Origin of the sequence: Marinomonas polaris DSM 16579, assembly GCF_900129155.1 — a bacterium.
In the GTDB taxonomy this organism is placed as follows: Bacteria; Pseudomonadota; Gammaproteobacteria; order Pseudomonadales; family Marinomonadaceae; genus Marinomonas; species Marinomonas polaris.
In genome coordinates this window covers 11,834-31,930 of sequence record NZ_FQVF01000006.1, presented here as the reverse complement: position 1 = coordinate 31,930, position 20,097 = coordinate 11,834, and the positions used below count along the sequence as shown (strand labels likewise).

20 protein-coding genes are annotated in these 20,097 nt (G+C 40.7%); 10 read left to right on the top strand and 10 right to left on the bottom strand.

The window, feature by feature from the left end:
- Positions 1 to 26: 26 nt before the first annotated feature.
- Positions 27 to 767 (top strand): alpha/beta family hydrolase, encoded by a 741-nt coding sequence (locus BUA59_RS07125; protein WP_245813106.1) that lies wholly within the window; start codon positions 27 to 29, stop codon positions 765 to 767.
- Between the two features lie 18 nt (positions 768 to 785).
- Positions 786 to 1,019, top strand: a complete 234-nt coding sequence (tusA, locus tag BUA59_RS07120) for a sulfurtransferase TusA (protein WP_072839032.1) — start codon at positions 786 to 788, stop codon at positions 1,017 to 1,019.
- Positions 1,020 to 1,092: 73 nt separating this feature from the next.
- Here the strand turns inward: tusA and BUA59_RS07115 are convergent, their stop codons facing one another.
- The 3 genes from BUA59_RS07115 to BUA59_RS07105 form a co-directional block, all read right to left on the bottom strand.
- The gene (locus tag BUA59_RS07115) at positions 1,093 to 1,686 is read right to left on the bottom strand and encodes a CBS domain-containing protein (RefSeq protein WP_072839031.1); all 594 of its coding nucleotides are present in this window, start codon (positions 1,684 to 1,686) and stop codon (positions 1,093 to 1,095) included.
- A gap of 46 nt (positions 1,687 to 1,732) precedes the next feature.
- Positions 1,733 to 2,038 carry a hypothetical protein gene (locus BUA59_RS07110; RefSeq protein ID WP_072839030.1) on the bottom strand — a complete coding sequence of 102 codons (306 nt, stop codon included), beginning with the start codon at positions 2,036 to 2,038 and terminating at the stop codon, positions 1,733 to 1,735.
- A gap of 266 nt (positions 2,039 to 2,304) precedes the next feature.
- Positions 2,305 to 2,721, bottom strand: a complete 417-nt coding sequence (locus BUA59_RS07105) for a MaoC family dehydratase (RefSeq protein ID WP_012069940.1) — start codon at positions 2,719 to 2,721, stop codon at positions 2,305 to 2,307.
- Between the two features lie 67 nt (positions 2,722 to 2,788).
- Here BUA59_RS07105 and BUA59_RS07100 point away from each other — a divergent pair, with 67 nt between their 5' ends.
- From BUA59_RS07100 to BUA59_RS07065, 8 genes are all read left to right on the top strand, one after another.
- The gene (locus BUA59_RS07100; protein ID WP_072839029.1) at positions 2,789 to 3,433 is read left to right on the top strand and encodes an HAD-IA family hydrolase; all 645 of its coding nucleotides are present in this window, start codon (positions 2,789 to 2,791) and stop codon (positions 3,431 to 3,433) included.
- Positions 3,434 to 3,436: 3 nt separating this feature from the next.
- Positions 3,437 to 4,456 (top strand): signal peptide peptidase SppA, encoded by a 1,020-nt coding sequence (sppA, locus tag BUA59_RS07095; RefSeq protein WP_072839028.1) that lies wholly within the window; start codon positions 3,437 to 3,439, stop codon positions 4,454 to 4,456.
- Between the two features lie 198 nt (positions 4,457 to 4,654).
- The gene (locus tag BUA59_RS07090) at positions 4,655 to 5,419 is read left to right on the top strand and encodes a hypothetical protein (RefSeq protein WP_072839027.1); all 765 of its coding nucleotides are present in this window, start codon (positions 4,655 to 4,657) and stop codon (positions 5,417 to 5,419) included.
- Positions 5,420 to 5,472: 53 nt separating this feature from the next.
- The gene (prmB, locus tag BUA59_RS07085) at positions 5,473 to 6,387 is read left to right on the top strand and encodes a 50S ribosomal protein L3 N(5)-glutamine methyltransferase (RefSeq protein ID WP_072839026.1); all 915 of its coding nucleotides are present in this window, start codon (positions 5,473 to 5,475) and stop codon (positions 6,385 to 6,387) included.
- A 3-nt stretch (positions 6,388 to 6,390) separates the two neighbouring features.
- On the top strand, positions 6,391 to 7,488 hold the full coding sequence (gene aroC, locus BUA59_RS07080) for a chorismate synthase (protein ID WP_072839025.1): 1,098 nt from the start codon (positions 6,391 to 6,393) through the stop codon (positions 7,486 to 7,488).
- Between the two features lie 83 nt (positions 7,489 to 7,571).
- Positions 7,572 to 8,132 carry an inosine/xanthosine triphosphatase gene (gene yjjX / locus BUA59_RS07075; protein ID WP_072839024.1) on the top strand — a complete coding sequence of 187 codons (561 nt, stop codon included), beginning with the start codon at positions 7,572 to 7,574 and terminating at the stop codon, positions 8,130 to 8,132.
- Positions 8,133 to 8,166: 34 nt separating this feature from the next.
- Positions 8,167 to 8,847, top strand: a complete 681-nt coding sequence (gene yjjG / locus BUA59_RS07070; protein ID WP_072839023.1) for a pyrimidine 5'-nucleotidase — start codon at positions 8,167 to 8,169, stop codon at positions 8,845 to 8,847.
- A 290-nt stretch (positions 8,848 to 9,137) separates the two neighbouring features.
- The gene (locus BUA59_RS07065) at positions 9,138 to 10,037 is read left to right on the top strand and encodes a bestrophin family protein (protein WP_072839022.1); all 900 of its coding nucleotides are present in this window, start codon (positions 9,138 to 9,140) and stop codon (positions 10,035 to 10,037) included.
- Positions 10,038 to 10,173: 136 nt separating this feature from the next.
- Here BUA59_RS07065 and BUA59_RS07060 read toward each other — a convergent pair whose 3' ends face one another.
- From BUA59_RS07060 to BUA59_RS07030, 7 genes are all read right to left on the bottom strand, one after another.
- A complete protein-coding gene (locus BUA59_RS07060; protein WP_072839261.1) occupies positions 10,174 to 11,739 on the bottom strand; it encodes a sensor domain-containing diguanylate cyclase in 1,566 nt (521 codons plus the stop codon).
- A 105-nt stretch (positions 11,740 to 11,844) separates the two neighbouring features.
- The gene (locus BUA59_RS07055; protein ID WP_072839021.1) at positions 11,845 to 13,017 is read right to left on the bottom strand and encodes an MFS transporter; all 1,173 of its coding nucleotides are present in this window, start codon (positions 13,015 to 13,017) and stop codon (positions 11,845 to 11,847) included.
- Positions 13,018 to 13,274: 257 nt separating this feature from the next.
- Positions 13,275 to 15,884 (bottom strand): heavy metal translocating P-type ATPase, encoded by a 2,610-nt coding sequence (locus BUA59_RS07050; protein ID WP_072839020.1) that lies wholly within the window; start codon positions 15,882 to 15,884, stop codon positions 13,275 to 13,277.
- A gap of 33 nt (positions 15,885 to 15,917) precedes the next feature.
- Entirely contained in the window at positions 15,918 to 16,328 is a 411-nt protein-coding gene (locus BUA59_RS07045; RefSeq protein WP_072839019.1) for a MerR family transcriptional regulator, read from the bottom strand.
- A gap of 161 nt (positions 16,329 to 16,489) precedes the next feature.
- Entirely contained in the window at positions 16,490 to 17,779 is a 1,290-nt protein-coding gene (locus BUA59_RS07040) for an NAD(P)/FAD-dependent oxidoreductase (protein WP_072839018.1), read from the bottom strand.
- A gap of 86 nt (positions 17,780 to 17,865) precedes the next feature.
- Positions 17,866 to 18,315, bottom strand: a complete 450-nt coding sequence (locus BUA59_RS07035; RefSeq protein WP_072839017.1) for a YaiI/YqxD family protein — start codon at positions 18,313 to 18,315, stop codon at positions 17,866 to 17,868.
- Positions 18,316 to 18,431: 116 nt separating this feature from the next.
- Entirely contained in the window at positions 18,432 to 20,081 is a 1,650-nt protein-coding gene (locus tag BUA59_RS07030) for an electron transfer flavoprotein-ubiquinone oxidoreductase (RefSeq protein ID WP_072839016.1), read from the bottom strand.
- Positions 20,082 to 20,097: the final 16 nt, after the last annotated feature.

Below are 20,097 nucleotides of genomic sequence, written 5' to 3'. Positions count from 1 at the left end.
AATTTCTAATAGGAGTTTACACTTTAGTGAAAAGCCATTTGCTGACCCAGATCAAGGATTTTCATACTGCAAATAAAACCTTTCTCCATGTTGTTGGTAATAATGCATCTAGCAAGGTTCTAACTATCGATCTAATCTGGTCTAATAGCGTTTTTTTGAAAATTATGAACATGAATTCTCTCCCTTTATATCTCGCCCACGGTGCTGGTGCTGGTCATAATCACACCTTTTTAAAGCAACTTTGTGACGCAATATCCGAGCAAAGACAGCAAACTGCGATACCAGTAACTTTTTCATATATGCAAGAGCAAGAGCGTTTAGGAAAGAAAAGGCCACCACCTAGATTTAACACCCTTGTTCCTGAATTTGCTGAGCATATTGTGGATGAGAATAGCTGTATTGTTGCTGGGAAATCCATGGGAGGCCGAGTAGCTACACAACTAACACATCTACCCATGGTGAAAGCTGTAGTATGTTTCGGTTTTCCTTTCTACCCAGCCGGAAAGCCCGAAAAAAATAGATTATCGTTTCTTGCTGAACTAAAAGCACCATGTTTGATTATTCAAGGCACAAGAGATCAATTAGGTTCGTACGATTGGGTTGGTAAGCAAATATTGCCTGACAATGTGAATATTCTTTGGATAGAAGGTGCGGACCATGACTTTAAAACGCTAAAAAAATACAATAAAAGCATAGAAGACACTGTTTTAGAAATAGCTATTCACACGAAAAACTGGCTAGAAAAGAATATCGAAACCGAAGCTTAACCTATTGAGAGAAATATTATGGAACACCAAGCTCAGCTTGATGCAACAGATTTACTTTGCCCTGAACCCGTAATGATGCTTCATGTAGAGATGCGAAAACTGGCTGCGAAGGAGGTGCTAAAAGTCATTGCGACAGATCCATCAACGACAAGAGATATTCCAAAGTTCTGCCAATTTCTTGGCCACAAGCTTATTCGACAAGATCAAGAAGGGGAGATTTATTACTATTGGATCGAAAAAAAAGAAGGTTAGTTTAAAAAAAGAGCCCAAAATCATCAACTAATTTGGGCTCTTTTTTACCTTAAAATAATAAACTAAGGATGAATTAGGCTACTTTAAGCTTTTTAGATTGCTCTTTTTGCCCAAGAATCGCACTTTGATAAGTTTGCGCAAAACTAGAAAATGAAACATCGATATCTAATCTAAGCTGACGAGCAACATCATTAGATGAAATCAATCCGCGTATCATCTTGGTATCTTCATCAATAACAAGTAAATGTTGTAGCTTATTATTGCGCTGGCTAAACAAAAGTGACTCGATATCTGAATGTTTAAGGGACGTATAAGATAGAGCAAGTAATACTTCTTTTGCTCTCATCAAATCTGCAACCATCAATTCTGAACGTTGAAAACCATTTGCTACCTGTTTAATGAAGACATCTTCAGACAAGTCTTCAAGACTAATAACGCCAACAAAGCGATTATCGGCATCGACTACGATTTTCATGCGTACATGTTCTTTTCTCATCAACTGAACCAGTTCATCTGCACGAGTATTTGATTCAATTACCCGAGGGCCGGCCGTTTGAAAATCAGTAAAGACTGATAAAGCAGAAGAATAAAGGTTTATATTTTCTGTAGTTGCAGGCCAAGTTAGTTCGTTAACGTCTTTTGTAGATACATAAGTTAGTGTTTTCATGATTAATCCCCAGTGTAAAAAATAAAATAGCTAAAACTTGGGTGAGTTATATCAGTGAAAAAGGTGGGGCTCTTGGATTGATGCTATCACTAATTTTAGCAATAACAGGTAAGCGATAATTTAGAAAAGACGCTGGAGTTAAATCGGAAGGATGAGTCCGAAACGGAATAAATACAATACAACCGCTATCTGCTCCATTGTCTTGATCTGGGACAACGACTTCATCGCATCTTTGCTCTACAGTAGGTTCTAGCCAGCGAAATTGATTTACTTCTTGAGCATTGGCGCGCTGAGATATCGTCAATAAAGACGATATAATCACGGTAATGATCATTAGTAATTGAATTTTCATGGCAACACCTAATCCTTGTTCTGTCTAATAAATATAGGCTTGCTCCTGCCTAAATCCCAGCCTTTTTTACAAAATGCCGCATTTTTTCACGATCAGACACTTTGTCTAACAATTGTGATGCAAATAAGAGGGCCATAATTAAAGATACATAAAAAAATATTTGGTCATGTCATTGATAAAATTGGCACATATTCTCGTCGCTATAACAAATACGAAAAAGCATTACCAGCTATGGGCTAATGCTTTTTATTATCATTGCTCACTTTTTATGCCGGCAGCATAATGGTTGCTTCACCTGTTACAACCACTTTACCGTCACACTCGCACACTGTTTTTAGTGTTGCACGGCGACGACGTTCATTGATATCAGTAACCGTTACAGTCGTAACCACTTCTTGACCAACAAAAACCGGAGAGCGGAACTTTAGCGTTTGCTCTAAATAAATACAGCCAGGTCCTGGCAATTGAGTACCTATCGCTGCTGAGATAAAGCCAGCTGTCAGCATGCCATGGGCAATTGGCTGACCGAAAGAAGTCGTTGCTGCATATTCAGCATCTAAATGAACAGGGTTTGTATCACCTGTTACATCAGCAAAAGCTTGTACATCTGCTTGTGTAACCACTTTGCGATATTCAACACTTTGATCAATTGAAAGTTGCTCTAATGTATAGCCTGTAGTCATTACCAATCCTTATTTAGTCATTTTCGGTTATGGTACACTCTCGCCGGACTATTCTTAAGAGGTATCTATGGTTAAGTTGGTAATTTTTGATTGGGACGGTACCTTATTCGACTCCATCGACAATATATGTCATAGCATGTTGCAGGCTGGCCACTTGGCAAGCGCACCAGCAAGAGCAAAAGATGATATAAAAAATATCATTGGTTTATCTCTCGATAAAGCCGTAGATACGGTTTGGCCAGAGTTATCTTTAAATAAACAAAATACAATTATCGAGCACTACAAGACTATTTATGTGGCATCCGATCAAACGCCACCACTGGCTTATCCCGGCGTTATAGATGTCTTGAATAAGCTACAAGCTGCAGATATGAAAATGGCGGTAGCCACGGGTAAAAGTCGTCGAGGGCTTGAAAGAGTAATGTCTCTAACTAATACAAGAGATTACTTTGTTGCATCTCGCTGTGCCGATGAAGCCATATCGAAACCACACCCGTTAATGCTGGAGCAAATACTCGCTGAACTTAATGTTTTGCCTGAGCATGCCATTATGATTGGTGACACAGAATACGATCTAAATATGGCAACGAATGCTGGAATGAAAAGCATTGGAGTAACTTATGGTGCACATCAAGAAGAACGATTAAAAGCTTGCCAACCGCATGCGCTAATAAACAATTTCAATCAATTATCAAATATTTTAGGGTTATAACAAATGAGCTGGGCAGAAGACGAAGACCGCAAACAGTCGCTTAACGAAACGTCAAGCAAGCATGTGCACACCGAGAAAAAAACCGAAAAAGAAAGTACTGATCCCAATAAAGCGATTTGGTCATTACTGGAAAAAACACTCAGTGAAAATCTTATTGAGAAACGTCGCGCTAGACGCTGGAGAATCTTTTTCCGTTTTACCACGCTAGCGATTTTCTTAGCAGTAATTGGTGGTTGGTTTGCAAAATCCAACTTTCAAGATGTCAGTTTAGAAGGTGATATAGTTGCCATGATTCCAATGCGGGGCGTTATCGGTGCCGATAACGAGATTGAATCATCAGAGTTTGTTGGTTTACTCGATGCAGCATACCAAAACTCTCGCCTAAAAGGTGTGGTCATTGAAATGAACAGCCCAGGTGGAAGTCCGGTTCATTCTGGTATTATTTACGATGCCATTCATGCGAAAGAACAAAACTATCCTGACATTCCTGTTCTCGTAGTTGTTGAAGATATGGCCGCTTCAGGTGGTTACTACATTGCGTCCGCCGCAAATGAAATCTATGCAGATAAAGCCAGTTTAGTGGGCTCAATTGGTGTTATTTCCTCCGGCTTTGACGCAAGTAACTTACTCGAAAAAATTGGTGTAGAACGTCGTACTTTCACGGCGGGTCGTAACAAAGCCTTTCTTGACCCATTCGCCCCAATGACCGAAGAAGCAAAGGTTAAATGGCAAGCAGTATTAGATGAAACTCATCAACAGTTCATCAATGCTGTAAAAGAAGGTCGTGGTGATAGACTTGTTATTACGGATGATGTCTTCTCGGGTATGGTATTTACTGGCTCGCAAGCCATCAAGATTGGTTTGATCGATGGTTTGGCTAGCGTAACAGATATATTGGACTCGCGCTTTCCCGATGCCGAGCCTGTTGTCTATGAGCCGAAGCAAGATTCATGGAAAGAGTTAGCCAAAGAATTTGGTGTTGAAATGGCGACAAGAGTTATAAACACTACCAGCATTCAATAAATATCAGCTCGATAACATTAAAGATCAGCTAGTACCACTAAGCTCCTACGGGAGCTTTTTTATTGTCTAAAATATACCAAAGCAAAAAATGAAAGTGGCAAGCTGATTCGTCGTGTTGTTTAATAGTTAAGATATATTTGATAATATAAATACAGTATTTATCTTTTAAGGTCTTAAATGATCGGTAGGACATGAACTATGGCTCGCAAAGCAAACATAGCAAGAGAAGAAATTCATCAAGCCTGCTGGGAGTTGATCGAAAAAAACAGCTTTCCAAACATTCCTCGTTTAACCGAGTATTTTCTACAAAAGGACGGGCGGCGCTGCTCAAACACCACCTTTCTAAATGCGATTACCGACTGGGAAGAAGCCTACAAAGAACAGCAACAACACGAGTTAAGCGAACTCAATGATGTGTTGCTTCCTGTCTTTAAACGCTTCTCAAGAGAAGTAACTCAAAATCTAGGGAAATTGCTTGATGAAAAATCGTCTGAAATTGAGCAGCATCAAATACGCAAGCAAGATGCCATCCAAAGCGGATATCTCTCTTTATCCTCAGTATTAATCGAATTACAAATAGCCCATGACACATTGTCGTCGGAGCACAAGAAAGTAAGTGATGAAGCAGAATTGTTTAAACAAAAGTTTGCATTTAGCGAGCAACGCTACCAAGAGGTGATTGCCCAAAATGCCGTACTAACAAGTCAGATTAAAAAAGAGCAAAAAGAACATACAGAGCTCAGAATCAACCTTGCTCAAAAAGAAGTAGACCTTGCAAAACAAGACAACCAACTCGCCAAGCTAATAGAAGAAAACGCCAAACTGGCAGCCGCACTAGAAGAAAACCAACATAGAAAAACAAAAGATGAAGCGAAAATATGGCAAGAAATGACGAAAAAACTCGATGAGTTAACCAGCTCAGTGAAAACCTTGCAACGCAAAGATAGAGGCACGAAACAATAACCGTTATAATGCGTCACTCGCCATACCCGCGCAATCATAATTAAGAAGAGAAGATGAGCTACAAACAATCAGCCGTTCGTGATTTATCCACCATCAAAGACTTCATTCGTTGGACATTCAGTCGCTTTAAACAGGCCGATTTGTTTTACGGTCATGGTACAGACAATCCATGGGATGAAGCTGTTCATCTTGTTATGGGGGCATTAAAACTTCCACTCGACTTTGATCGTGATATGTTGGATTGCGCACTGACTTACAATGAAAAGAAACACATTCTTAAACTAGTTCAAACTCGCGTCACTAAACGCGAGCCATTGCCTTACCTTCTAGGGGAAGCTTGGTTTATGGGACTACCGTTTAAAGTCACCAAAGACACATTGATTCCTCGCTCTCCAATCATCTCTTTGTTGGAAAGTGAATTTGCACCTTGGCTTAAAAACTATCCGTTGAATATATTAGATATGTGTACTGGATCTGGCTGTCTAGGTATTGCGGCAGCATTAGTATTCGAAGAAGCAGAAGTCGATATTTCAGATATTAGTGACGCTGCATTATTGATTGCCAATGAAAATATTGTGCGTCATCAAGTAGAAGACCGAGTCCATGCCATTCATTCGGATATGTTTACAGGCTTAACTGGCAAACAATACGATCTTATTATTTGCAATCCGCCTTATGTGGATGCCGAAGACTTTGAAAACGCACCGGCAGAATTCCATAATGAGCCTGAATTAGCCCTAACATCAGGTGAAGATGGACTCCATTTTACTCACGAATTTTTAGCCCAAGTCGCGCATTATCTGCAAGATGACGGTATATTAGTATACGAAGTAGGAAACACCGAAACAGCCTTACAAGCCGCTTATCCAAATATTCCCTTTATGTGGGTAGAATTAGAGCAGGGTGGCAATGGTGTTTTTATCCTAACTAAAGAACAACTTAGCGAACTATTACAAGAGCAGAAATAAACTATGTCTGGTAATACATTTGGAACACTTTTTAAAGTCACCACCTTTGGTGAAAGTCATGGGCTTGCGCTTGGCGCCATTGTTGATGGTTGTCCACCAGGCATTGAGCTTTGCGAAGCGGATTTACAGCGTGATTTAGATCTACGTAAACCCGGCACATCGAAACACACAACACAGCGTCGTGAAGCTGACGAAGTAAAAATCATGTCTGGTGTTTTTGAAGGCAAAACCACGGGGACCCCGATTGGTTTAATAATCGAAAACACCGATCAGCGCTCAAAAGATTATGGCAACATCGCAGATACTTTCCGTCCTGCTCATGCTGATTATACCTATGATCAAAAATACGGCTTCCGCGATTATCGTGGTGGCGGTCGTTCATCTGCTCGTGAAACTGCGATGCGCGTAGCTGCTGGTGCCATTGCCAAAAAATACTTGAAGCAACAATTTGGTATCGAAATTCAAGGATACTTGTCACAACTTGGTCCAATCAAATTGGAAGTTAAAGATTTAAGTCAAGTCTACGAAAATAGCTTTTTTAGCCCTGATCCAGATGCGATTCCGCAGCTTGAAGAATACATGACAGCGCTACGTCGTGAAGGTGATTCAGTAGGTGCGAAGATTACGGTTATCGCGAAGAATCTAATGCCAGGTTTAGGCGAGCCCGTATTTGACCGTCTAGATGCAGACATTGCCAAAGCAATAATGAGCATTAACGCGGTTAAAGGCGTCGAAATTGGTGACGGTTTTGATGTTGTTGAACAAAAGGGCAGCCAGCACCGTGACGAAATGACGCCAGAAGGTTTTCTGAGTAATCACGCTGGCGGTGTACTAGGTGGCATTTCATCTGGGCAAGATATTGTTGTCCATATGGCGTTAAAACCAACATCCAGTATCACTATCCCTGGTAAAAGTATCGACCGTGCCGGTAATCCAATAGAAGTTATCACCAAAGGTCGTCATGATCCTTGTGTAGGCATACGTGCAACGCCTATTGCTGAGGCAATGTTAGCCTTGACCATTATGGATCATTTGCTAAGACACAGAGCACAAAATGCCGATGTAGTTTGCCCAACGCCCATTATTAAAGGGCAAGCTTAGATTTAATAATAGTCTAAATACCAAGCCGCTATTAACAACGTAGCGGCTTTTTTATTTTTATACTTTTTGAAATTGAGGCGTAAATGACTACTAAACTAGGTTCCACCGTCATTCGAGTTTGTGTTGGATCAACTAATCCCGTCAAAGTAAATGCTGCAAGACAGGCTTTTTCACAGGTATTTCCTAATCACACCATTCATTGTGAAGAAATGCATGCTCCGTCTGATGTTGCTGATCAACCTATGACTGAAGCAGATACTCGCATTGGCGCACAAAACCGTGCTAGGTATTGTTCAGAACATAGCGCGAGCAATGACATGGACTTCTTTGTTGCTTTGGAAGGTGGCGTCGATGAATTCGAGGAGGGCGCAGCAACCTTTGCTTATGTTGCCATTTTAAGTAATGAAGGTGAATTAATGACGGGGCGTTCCGCTAATTTACCTCTACCAAATAAGGTTTATAAGCGTTTACAAGCCAACGAAGAGTTAGGGCAAGTCATGGATGAGCTGTTTAATACTGATAACATTCGACAAAAAGGTGGCGCCATCGGCTTATTTACGAACCATGCAGCAACCAGGGAAAGCGTGTATACCCAAGCATTAGTGCTTGCGTTAGCCCCAGTTCTTCATCCTGAACATTTTTAATGTACATAAATTAAGCAATATATAAGTTGAAACAATGAAATATCAATGGATCCTATTTGACGCTGACGAAACCCTTTTTCATTTTGACAATTTCGCAGGTCTAAAACACATGTTTTCTCAGCATGGCGTAACGTTTGAGCAACCAGAATATGATGAATACCAAGCTGTAAATAAGCCGCTTTGGGTAGAATATCAAAATGGTAAAATTAGCGCAGAACAATTACAAACAAATCGCTTCAAACTTTGGAGCGATAGATTAGCCATCAGCGCCAAAGAGCTTAACAAGCAATTTTTAGATTCCATGGCTGAAATCTGTAAAACATTACCAGGCGCTATAGAACTTGTAACGCATCTGCATGAAAACAAAGTAAACATGGGCATCATTACCAATGGATTTGCACAGCTACAACATATTCGTCTAGAACGAACTGGCTTTCTTCCATATTTCTCACCGGTTGTTATTTCCGAGCTCGTTGGTGTTGCTAAGCCACATCCTAAAATCTTCGAACATGCTTTAGAGCAAATGGGTACGCCAAATAAAAATCACGTGCTGATGGTTGGTGACACACTAGAATCAGACATTCTAGGCGGCAAAAATTTTGGCTTTGATACATGCTGGTTGAATCACCATAACAAAACACATCCGCAAGAGATTACGCCAACGTATCAAATTAACTCACTGCCAGAATTACTGGCTTGGTTGAAATCTCAATAAAATAAGAAACTATGAGATTTTGGAAAGCCCTATGTACACTCACTATTTCCGATAAATGTTATTATCGGAAATAGTATAAATGGATGCTTTATGCGTATAACGACTATTTTTCAGCTAATGATTACTAATGCTTGGAACCCATCATCACTGGTTCTATCATCCACGAACCAAATTCATCCTTCTATTGAAATGCTAAACAATCATCTCTCTGAATGTTTATTCTGAGTAAATTTAGTAAGTCTTGGTCTGACACATAACCGTTTATTTAATCTTTCTTTAGGCTTTACCTCATGATTGTTCGCCCAAATCCAAATTGGATAGTTATACTTACGACCCTTAAGGGTTCGATTGCCAAACGCATCGCTTTACGTGTTTTATTAATCACCGTTTTTGCCTCGCTCATTGTTCTGTTAGAAAAAACATATCCTGCGTCTTTCGAGAATGTAAGCTCCATTCCGTTTACTCTTTTAGGTTTGTCGTTGTCTATTTTTATGAGTTTCAGAAATAGCTCATGTTATGACAGATGGTGGGAAGGCAGAAAAATGTGGGGGAAAATCATCATTGAAGTACGCGCTTTTTGCCGCGAAAGTATCGTGATATCAGATGCACAAACTCGTGAGGAAATCTTAAAAATGCTTTGTGCCTTTGCACATGCTCTTAATTCAAAATTAAAAGGCAATAATGAGAGTATTTCCCTAAGTAAATGGATAGCTGATGATAAGTTCACTTTTATCGATAATCCAGCAGATACAATCTTGAGTAATATTGGTGATAAATGCTCAAAACTAGCTTCTGATGGGATCATTAGTGAATGGCGTTACTTAGAGCTTGAAAGGCGGTTAATAGGATTATCTGAAGCTCAGGCTAACTGCGAAAGAATCAAAAATACCCCGCTTCCATTCCCGTATACACTTCTATTACATAGAACGACATTTATTTTTTGCTTGTTATTACCATTTGCAATGGCTGAGCCATTAGGCTGGTTGGCCCCTATATTTACGACAATAGTCAGCTATACATTCTTTGGTTTAGATGCAATAGGCAATGAATTAGAAGATCCATTTGGCAACGATGTCAATGATTTGCCAACCGATTCAATGGTTCGAATCATTGAACGCGATGTTCATAGGGCTCTTGGAAGTATTGATCTACCGCCTCAAATGAAACCTGTTGATCATGTTTTAAGCTAAAAGCTATATTTAATGACCCCCTATGGACTAGATAAAAAAACACATTTAGCTAATTATTTGAGATTCGACAAAAAAGGGTGTGCATGAATTACCATGCACACCCTCTTCTTTTCCCCGAAATCTAATGCTATTTAGATTAAGCGATAATGCAGCGATTTCGCCCTTGTCCTTTTGCTTCATACAGAGCTTGGTCAGCCAATGATAAAGTTTTCTCTACACTTATTTCATCAGATATTGCCCAAGCTGCTATACCGATTGAAACGGTAATGTTACCAACTACATCAAATGTTTCTTCTGAAATCGCGATTCGTAATCGTTCAGCGACTAAGAAAGCATCTTCTTTAGAAGTTTCTTTTAATAACAAAACAAATTCTTCACCACCAGTTCGGGCAACCATGTCACCATCTCTAGAAAATCTATTCAATATTTTAGTTTGTTGCTTAAGAACATCATCACCCACACTATGACCATAGGCATCATTAACTCGTTTAAAATAATCAATATCCAAGGCTAAAACAGAAAATGGTATTTCAAGTAAAACTAATTGCTTAAGTTTAAACTGAAATGCTCTGCGGTTACTTGCACCGGTTAAAGGGTCAGTTTCAGCATCACGCTTAAGATCGCCAATCTGGTTTTGCATAAGCTTTACACCACTTAACATCGCTCGTTTTAGCCCTAAGCTTTCAACATACCAAGAATGTATATTTTCAATATCCTCATTAACTGTCGGACTATCAAGCGATCTAGCCTTGTCTGCAAGCTGCTGAAGTGGTTTAGAAATAGCTCGAGCAAACAACCAAATAAATAGAAAAACGGCTAAAGCCAAAGGTAAGGTACGTAAAACTACTTTTTCCATAATACCTGTTAGCGGCACTAAGGTAGACTCCACAGGGCTTTGGGTAATGACAATCCATCCAGTACTGGGGATGGTGGAGTATCCGGCCAACATTTGGATCCCTCTACTATTATTCAATAACAAGCCACCTTCTTTGGTCGCTATTATTTCATCAATGCCATCATTACCTTCAATGAAAGAGCCAATCCGTCCTTTTTCAGGGTGATAAAGAATTTGTTTGTCTTGATCTATCACATAGATATAAGAACCATTTTTATAATAATGTTCGCCCAATATTTCACTCAAAATATTTGGGCTTTTTAAGTAAATAGAACCACCAAGAAAGCCGAGGTAGTTACCCTGATAATCAAAGACAGGAGCAGAAAGAAAAACAATCAAATTCTTTAGAGTAGAAACATATGGGCTACTTATAAGCACTCTTTTTTCTTCTAGAGCCTCAACACTACCGACCGACGACAGCTTCCTTCCAACTAAATCTAGCGTTTCTGGCGAAGCAGCTTGAGTTAAACCCGATGCATCACTAATGACAACAGAGTTAAAACTATCCGTCTGAAATTTAAGGCGATTAGCCTCTTCTTTTAGGTGGGAACCATCATTCATTTTGTTAAATAATGAGTTTGCGGTATAAGTAAGCTGCTGCTGAGAGGTTCTCAAAAACACTTCTGTCGTATCAGACAGCTTACTAGCATAAGCCCTATTCACTTCTATAGTCTGCAGAACCAATTGTTCTTTCTGCACCTCATAGTTCGAATAAAAGCTATTAATGAAGGTTAAAATGGTAGCGGTTAAGGCCAAAAATAAAATAAGCCGATTAAGCTTTAAGAATTTACTTTTTAATACTGTCACAACTGTATATCCATTACATTGATTTATAAAGGCGGTTTTATAGTAGGTTTTAGCATAAAACAAGAGGCACATTTGTGCCCCTTCATTTTTATTCTTTACAACTTATCAAACGATATTGGCTTCTGACACATAGATGGCCTTACGACGATTTAACCAAACCATAACAAGCGCAAGAAAAGACAAAACTGCTGCCGCAGTTGGAATCCAATCAAAGCTGAAACCAATACTAATCACCAATCCACCTAGAGCCGCCCCTAAAGCATTTCCTAAGTTAAATGCACCAATGTTTATAGAAGATGCTAAGCCTGGCGCTTGATCTGCGATTTTCATTACTTGCATTTGTAATGGAGGGCCACTACCAAATATTACAACGCCCCATAATAAAATAGTTAAACTGGCACCAATTAGCGTCGTCGAGGTAAAGCGAAACAGTAATAAAACCAATACCTGTAAGCCTAGAAAGGCAAACAAAGCCAGATCTGGTGACTTATCAGTTACTTTGCCACTGATGTAATTTCCTAGCGTAAAACCAATGCCGACAAGCATTAGCATGGTTGCAATAGCGTTATCCGAAGCTTGAGCCAATGTCTGCATGATAGGCGCAATGTAGGTATAAAGTGTAAACATTGAACCTGCACACATCACCGTAGTCGCAAAAGCTCGCAGCGCAGCAGGCTGCATGATAGCTTTAAGCTCTGTTTTTACATCCGGCTTTTCAGCCCGTGGCATAACGGGCAAACTGCGGCTGATACCGAAAAAAGCGACAATACCTAATATCGCAGTTACTGCAAATGAAATACGCCAATCAAAATTTTGCCCCAACCAAGTAGTAATAGGAACACCAACAATATTCGCAATGGTTAAGCCTAAAAAGATCGACGCTACTGCAGAACCTTTTTTATGAAAAGGTGCCAAATTCATGGCAACAACGGCACCAATACCAAAAAAAGCGCCATGAGAAAGACTGGTGATAATTCTCGAAAATAAGAAAGTCTCGTAATTAACAGATACCGCTGAGAGTAAATTACCAACGACGAAAACCACCATTAACGCTAGCAAAGAGGTTTTGTGACTATAACGTGTTAAAAACAAAGTAATTAATGGAGCACCTATCATTACACCGACGGCATAGGCGCTAATCAATAAACCCGCAGCCGGAATGGATGCATCCACGCCATCTGCAATAACTGGTAACAGGCCCATAGGCATGAACTCAGTTGTTCCTATTCCGAAAGTACCTAGGGCAATGGCAAAAATACCCCATTGATAAGCAAGCATAAAAGCTCCGATATTTGATTCTAGATTAATGAACAATAGTGACTATTTAAGACTGAAAACAAAATAAGCCAAGAGCTTGCGCCCTTGGCTTATTGATCAACGCAAATATTTTACAACACTTGCCGAGTTATTGCTTATTGAAAGATGTCTTTACTTATTCTTACTGTGCTTTTTAGTCTGTTTCTGGTGGGTTGGCCACCAAAACCAATAGACAACAAACATGATTAGCAACACACCTAACACATTAATGAGTACGCTCATTTACCCTCCTCAGTATCTGTACTATTAAGATTTGAACGGGAAATACGGAAAAATCTAAGTCGATTAGCATTAGTCACAACTGTTACAGACGATAGGGCCATTGCGGCGCCAGCAATAACTGGGCTTAATAACCACCCCATAAACGGAAATAGAATCCCCGCAGCGATAGGAATACCTAAACTGTTATAGGCAAATGCGCCCCATAAGTTCTGCTTGATATTCCTTAACGTAGCGCTGCTTATCTGAATAACATCTGCAACACCGTTTAAGTCATTATGTATCAAAGTAATATCAGCACTCTCCATGGCAACGTCGGTTCCGGCTCCCATCGCAAAGCCCACATCGGACTGAGCTAGAGCTGGCGCATCGTTAATGCCATCACCAATCATTCCAACCACTTCACCTTGTGCCTGAAGCTTCTTAACCCAGTTCAGTTTATCGTCTGGCATCAGTTGCGCATGATAATCGTCAATGCCAACCATATTTGCAACTGAAGCGGCCGTTTCTGGATTATCGCCAGTCAGCATGACAACTTTTAGGCCTTGTTCCTTGAAGTTCGAAATAGCCGATTTGACGCCTTTCTTAATGGGATCTTCAATATAAAAAACAGCCATTAGCGCAGCTTCATCCGAGAGATAAACGCGGGTTGCTGCATTATGTTGATCATCAGAAGCGAGCAAATCTATAGAGATGCCCTTTTCTTTCATCAGGCGCTCGTTACCAAGATAATAAGCCTTCCCTTCAATACTGCCTTTCACACCTAAACCAACCAGTGACTCAAACTCATCCATAGCAACACTTTCTTTTTCTGTTGCATCCGTCTGACAATGCTCCAATAAAGCATCCGCCAAAGGATGATTAGCTCGTGCCTCTAGGGCTGAAACGATTTGTGCCACAAAATCTTTGTGAGCTTGCTCACTTAATATTTCATTAACGACTTTCGGTTTACCTTCTGTAATCGTGCCAGTCTTATCCAGCACGACAACGGTCAATTCACTCGCTCTTTGTAAGGCTTCACCGTTTCGAATAAGGCCACCATATTCTGCCGCTTTACCAATCCCTATCATGGTAGAAATAGGTGTTGCTAGCCCCAAGGCACACGGACAAGCAATTATCAGTACCGAGATGGTCGTTACCAACATATATGAGAAGACGGATTCATTGTCCACACCAAATATAGAAAGGTTAAACCACACAAGTGCCGTCAAAATAGCGATAATGACCACGCTTGGTACAAAAATAGAAGACACTTTGTCGGCTAGCACACTAATCGGTGGCTTTGAGTTCTGTGCCTTACCGACCATGGTTATAATCTGCGCGAGTAAGGTATCGGAACCAATACGAGTTGCTTTGAACAACAAACTACCTTGACCGTTTATCGTGCCAGCAGATAACAAGCTTCCTACGCTTTTTTCTATTGGTGCAGGTTCGCCTGTCAGCATAGATTCATTTACCGTGGAAAGACCTTCTAAGACCTCTCCATCAACAGCAATTTTGTCACCAGAGCGAACTCGCAAAATGTCATTCACCTTGATATCTGCCACACTAACGCGAGATTCCGTGTCGCCATCCACTCGCGTTGCCATTTTAGGTCGCAAATCCAAAAGTCGATGCAAGGCTTGGCTAGTTTTACGACGAGCTCTCAGCTCTAATGCTTGACCAAGGTTGATTAAACCAATGATCATCACTGCTGCTTCAAAGTATAAGTGGCGGGCGTTATCAGGCAACCAAGTCATAGGTGCAAGCACAACTAGCATTGAATACAACCAAGCACTACCAGTACCCAAGGCGATTAATAAATCCATATTAGCCTGATGGCTAGTAAAGGCTTTCCAGGCGCCACGGAAATAATGCTTGCCCGCACTCACCATAATCAGCAGTGTGGCAACCCCAACAACAAACCAGATAATCCTATCAGTGAGCGAGCTCACCATCATATTTCCGCCAAATAGACCATACAGCATCAAGGGAATCCCTAACCCTAAACCCAGTGCTGACGATCTACATTTATGACGATATTCAGCCAACTCTCTTTCGCCGCGTTCTTCTTCGCTTTTTTCCGCATCTAGGATAAGACTTGCTTGATAACCTGAATTCTCCACCGCTTTGATTAATGCATCTGAAGAACCTTTGGTGACAACTTGTGCGGTATGATTGGCGAAATTAACATCTGCAGAGATAACATCCTCAGAATTCGACAGTGCCTTTTGTACCGTATTAACGCAACCGGCACAGGTCATTCCACCAATAGAAAATTGATAGCTGAATGAACTGTCTACTTTATCTAGATTGTCCTGTTCTTTGTCTACTAGATTTTTTTCCTCAGCGGATTCTTGCTTATTTTTTGATTGATCATGCTCATTGTTATTAAATAAGCCTAATGATTGATATCCAGCTTCCTGGACACTAGCTTCAATTGCGGCTAATTCTAAATCAGACGTGACCACTAGTTTATGCTCTTTCGGCATACCTTCGATAACCGCTTCTGAACTTTTTTCCTGAATGAGTTTGCGAACTTTCGACACACAGCCTTGGCAAGACATACCGGTAACATTTAATGTTAATACTGTCTTTTGATCGGCTGATTTTGATTCTGAATGCGTCATTTCTACCCTCCTCTTATATCGCTATTAATAGCCCTACTTGATCTCTTCCCAGTCTTCAATCAAACAACAAATTGAATGACCATCAGGAGCACCATTTGGCATACTTTCCCAAGCTGCTAACGCGTCTTCCATTTTGACTAAATGCGCTTGCAGTTGAGCTATTTTTAGTTTGGTTTCTGGAACTTTTTTTTCCAATAAATCACGAACCATAGGACAAGGTGAATCACCACTATCGGATTGATGAAAAATCTCTTCGATTTGCTTTAAGCTGAACCCTAAATCACTGGCTTGGCGAATGAAATTTAATCGCTGCAATGCCACCTTGTCGTATAACTGATAACCATTGTTTGGATCTCGCTCAGCACGGATCAGCCCAAGCCTTGTGTAATGGCGGACAGTTTCAGCCGTTACATTGGTTTTTTTGGCTAGCTCACTTACTCGCATAGAAACTCCTTTGAAATATCTGAACTATAACCATAGTGTAAAACCTGTATGTAGCACATAGGTCAAGCTTTACTACAATAACGACTGAATAAGAAATTTGAAGCAAAAAAAACCGAGTTCGTAATGACTCGGCTTTCTGAGTAACTTGTGTAGGCTAGGAATTAATGTAGCTTAAGCTTTGGCTTGACGACCTTACCAATTTTTTGCGCTGCCATGATCACTGTGGCTTTGAACCAACCATGTATAGCAATGAGGTGAAGTCGGTATAGGGAAACATAAACGAAACGAGCAATACGTCCTTCTATAAACATGGAGCCGCCCATCAGGTTCCCCATTAGATTACCCACTGTGCTATAACGGCTCAGGTTAACTAAGGATCCATAATCTTTATAAGTGTATTCTTTTAATGGTTCGCTCAAGAAAGACGCTTTGATGTTATCAAACACTAACGAAGCCATTTGGTGAGCAGATTGCGCTCTAGGCGGAACAAAAGAACCATCAGCTTGTTTGCATGCACAGCAGTCACCGATCACATAAATGTTCTCAAACCCTGTTGTCTGTAATGTCCCTTTAACCAATATTTGGTTGTTTCTCGTGGTTTCAAAGCCTTCAATCTTGGCTACGAAGTCTGGTGCTTTTACACCCGCAGCCCAAATCATGAGATCTGCTTCAATATTTTTCTCATCTGCAGTTTGAAAACCTCGGTCATAAGCACGCACAACACGAGTGCTTTGACTAACAGTTACGCCTAAGCGAAGTAGTTCTTTTGTTGCTAAGGAGGCAATTCGATCTGGTAAAGCGGCTAAAATTCGCGGACCGGCTTCGATAAGTTGAATATTAACTCGTCTACCAGACATCTCTGGCATGCCATAAGCTTTTAGCATATCGGCAACATGGAACAGCTCGGCAGACAATTCAACGCCCGTTGCACCACCACCAACAATGGCTAGCTTCAATTTAGCATCCGTTCCTTCCTGATGAACACGTAAGAACTGATTCAAAAGAGCCTGCTGGAAGCGCTCAGCTTGTTTATGAGAGTCTAAGAAGTAGCAATGCTCTAATACGCCAGGAGTGCCAAAATCATTACTTACACTACCTACTGCCATGACAAGAATGTCATAAGAAATGGTTCGCTCAGGTAAAACAATATGGCCCATATCATCAGAAAGAGAATCTAGTGTCAAAGTCCGTGCTTCTGGGTCAACTCCCATTAGAGTGCCTAATTGAAACTGATAATGGTGTTTAGCGGCGTGAGCTCTGTAATTCACGCCATCATTATTAATATCCAGAGACCCTGTGGCAACTTCATGTAACAGAGGTTTCCATATGTGAGTCTGGCTTCTGTCGATAAGCACAATTTCTGCTTGCCGTTTTTTTCCAAAACTATGACCTAGCTTGGTAATTAGTTCCAAACCACCGGCGCCACCGCCAACAACAACGATTTTTTTCATATAAAATCACCTATAAACATTGAATAATCTGGAAAATATTCACCAAATATTCACCAAATATTTTCCAGATTCCTCAACAAAAGCCTTTATTTGATCCTTTGGGCTAATAACTTATCTAATGTGTTTGCAAAAGCCATTCTATCTTGCTGGTTGAATACAGCAGGACCTCCCGTTTGAATACCCGAAGAGCGCATCTGTTCCATGAAGTCTCGCATACCCAGACGCTGTTTAATATTTTCTTTTGTATAAAGTTCTCCACGTGGGTTAATTGCTAAGGCGCCTTTTTCGATCACATCAGATGCCAAAGGAATATCCGCAGTAATCACCAAGTCTTTAATGTCGATATTATCGACAATGTAATTATCAGCAACATCAAAGCCCGAACTCACCACACGGCGTTCGATCCATTTTGATGGTGGAATAGATATGGCTTGATTGGCCACTAAAATACAAGGGATCTCAAGGCGTTCAGCAGCACGAAAAAGAATGGTTTTAATAACATTTGGACAGGCGTCGGCATCAACCCACAAGCGCATAGGATTCCCCTTTTTGAAGGGTACTATTATTGATCAGTCGAAATATGAAATCCAGTAGTGAATAAGAACAAACGGAGCAGATATAAGTGATCCGTTTGTTCCAACACTTTGGACTACTACATATTTGGGTAGTTTGGCCCACCAGAACCTTCTGGCGTTACCCATGTGATATTCTGCGCAGGATCTTTGATATCACAGGTTTTACAATGAATACAGTTTTGTGAATTTATCTGAAAGATAGATTCATTATTGGACTCAACGACTTCATAAACGCCAGCCGGACAATATCGTTGAGCAGGCTCATTATATTTTGGTAAATTACTTTGAATCGGAATCGCCGCATCTTTTAATTTAAGGTGGCACGGTTGATTCTCTTCATGGTTAGTATTCGACAAAAATACGGAAGACAGTTTGTCAAAACTCAATAATCCATCTGGCTTTTTATAGTCTGGCGCTACGTGTTTTTCAGCCAATTCCATGCACGCATAGTCTGGTGTCATATCATTGAAAGTGAATGGCAAACCGCCAGAGAAAATATTCTGATCTAACCAGTTATAAGCGCCACCCCAGAAAGTACCAAGTTTATGCATCACTGGAACAAAGTTACGTGCTTGTTGTAATTCTTTCCCTAACCACGAATTACGCATTGCGTCATTAAATTGAACTAAATCTGCTACTGGCGTTTCTGCTTGCAGCGCGTCATAAATACTTTCTGCCGCTAACATGCCACTCTTCATTGCCGTATGAGTGCCTTTGATCTTAGCTGGGTTTAATGTACCGGCATCACAGCCAATCACTAACCCACCAGGGAAACTCATTTTAGGCAACGACGCCCAACCACCTTTGGCAATGGCTCTAGCACCATAAGAAACGCGTTTGGCACCCTTTAAATGCTCAGCTATGATTGGATGGTGCTTATATTTTTGGAATTCTTCATAAGGGCTCAAATATGGGTTTTTATAGTTCAGGTCGACAATCAGCCCAACGACCACTTGATTGTTTTCTAAATGATATAAAAAACCGCCGCCGCCTGCTTCGTTACCTAACGGCCAACCAGCTGTATGAAGAACCGTTCCTGGCTTACTTTGAGATTCAGGAACATCCCACAACTCTTTTATGCCAAGACCGTAATGCTGAGGCGCCTTGCCTTTATCCAATTCAAAACGAGCAAGAAGCTCTTTCCCCAAATGCCCACGGCAACCTTCAGAAAAGATGGTGTATTTAGCCTTCAGCAACATACCGGGCATGAAGCCATCTTTTTCAGAGCCATCTTCAGCTAACCCCATATCCCCCGTAATAACACCTTCAACATTGCCTTTATCATCGTAAGCAATATGTGCCGCAGAAAAACCAGGGAAGACTTCAACACCTAAAGATTCCGCTTGTTCAGCAAGCCAGCGACATAGGTTGCCAAGGCTAATGATATAATTTCCATCGTTGTGGAGGGTTTTCGGTACCATCCAATTGCTAAACTTTTTAGACGTTGTTTCCGAACCTAACCAATGCAGTTCGTCGACGTTTACTTTGGTATTTAATGGCGCGCCCATTTCTTGCCATTCTGGGAACAGCTCGGTTAAAGCGGTTGGATCAACAACGGCACCAGATAGTATGTGCGCGCCTATTTCAGAACCTTTTTCAACCAAGCAAACGCTGATTTCTTTTTCTTCAGCCTGCGCTTTTTGCATAATACGGCAAGCAGCAGATAACCCAGCAGGTCCACCACCGACGATTAAAACATCAAATTCCATTACTTCTCTATCTGACATGTTGCCTCCCATTTTA

Coding starts and splice junctions, on each gene's coding strand:
- tusA (WP_072839032.1), top strand. CDS start 786: ATGGAACACCAAGCTCAGCTTGATGCAACAGATTTACTTTGCCCTGAA.
- BUA59_RS07115 (WP_072839031.1), bottom strand. CDS start 1,686: ATGAAAACACTAACTTATGTATCTACAAAAGACGTTAACGAACTAACT.
- BUA59_RS07110 (WP_072839030.1), bottom strand. CDS start 2,038: ATGAAAATTCAATTACTAATGATCATTACCGTGATTATATCGTCTTTA.
- BUA59_RS07105 (WP_012069940.1), bottom strand. CDS start 2,721: ATGACTACAGGCTATACATTAGAGCAACTTTCAATTGATCAAAGTGTT.
- BUA59_RS07100 (WP_072839029.1), top strand. CDS start 2,789: ATGGTTAAGTTGGTAATTTTTGATTGGGACGGTACCTTATTCGACTCC.
- sppA (WP_072839028.1), top strand. CDS start 3,437: ATGAGCTGGGCAGAAGACGAAGACCGCAAACAGTCGCTTAACGAAACG.
- BUA59_RS07090 (WP_072839027.1), top strand. CDS start 4,655: ATGGCTCGCAAAGCAAACATAGCAAGAGAAGAAATTCATCAAGCCTGC.
- prmB (WP_072839026.1), top strand. CDS start 5,473: ATGAGCTACAAACAATCAGCCGTTCGTGATTTATCCACCATCAAAGAC.
- aroC (WP_072839025.1), top strand. CDS start 6,391: ATGTCTGGTAATACATTTGGAACACTTTTTAAAGTCACCACCTTTGGT.
- yjjX (WP_072839024.1), top strand. CDS start 7,572: ATGACTACTAAACTAGGTTCCACCGTCATTCGAGTTTGTGTTGGATCA.
- yjjG (WP_072839023.1), top strand. CDS start 8,167: ATGAAATATCAATGGATCCTATTTGACGCTGACGAAACCCTTTTTCAT.
- BUA59_RS07065 (WP_072839022.1), top strand. CDS start 9,138: ATGATTGTTCGCCCAAATCCAAATTGGATAGTTATACTTACGACCCTT.
- BUA59_RS07055 (WP_072839021.1), bottom strand. CDS start 13,017: ATGCTTGCTTATCAATGGGGTATTTTTGCCATTGCCCTAGGTACTTTC.
- BUA59_RS07050 (WP_072839020.1), bottom strand. CDS start 15,884: ATGACGCATTCAGAATCAAAATCAGCCGATCAAAAGACAGTATTAACA.
- BUA59_RS07045 (WP_072839019.1), bottom strand. CDS start 16,328: ATGCGAGTAAGTGAGCTAGCCAAAAAAACCAATGTAACGGCTGAAACT.
- BUA59_RS07040 (WP_072839018.1), bottom strand. CDS start 17,779: ATGAAAAAAATCGTTGTTGTTGGCGGTGGCGCCGGTGGTTTGGAACTA.
- BUA59_RS07035 (WP_072839017.1), bottom strand. CDS start 18,315: ATGCGCTTGTGGGTTGATGCCGACGCCTGTCCAAATGTTATTAAAACC.
- BUA59_RS07030 (WP_072839016.1), bottom strand. CDS start 20,081: ATGTCAGATAGAGAAGTAATGGAATTTGATGTTTTAATCGTCGGTGGT.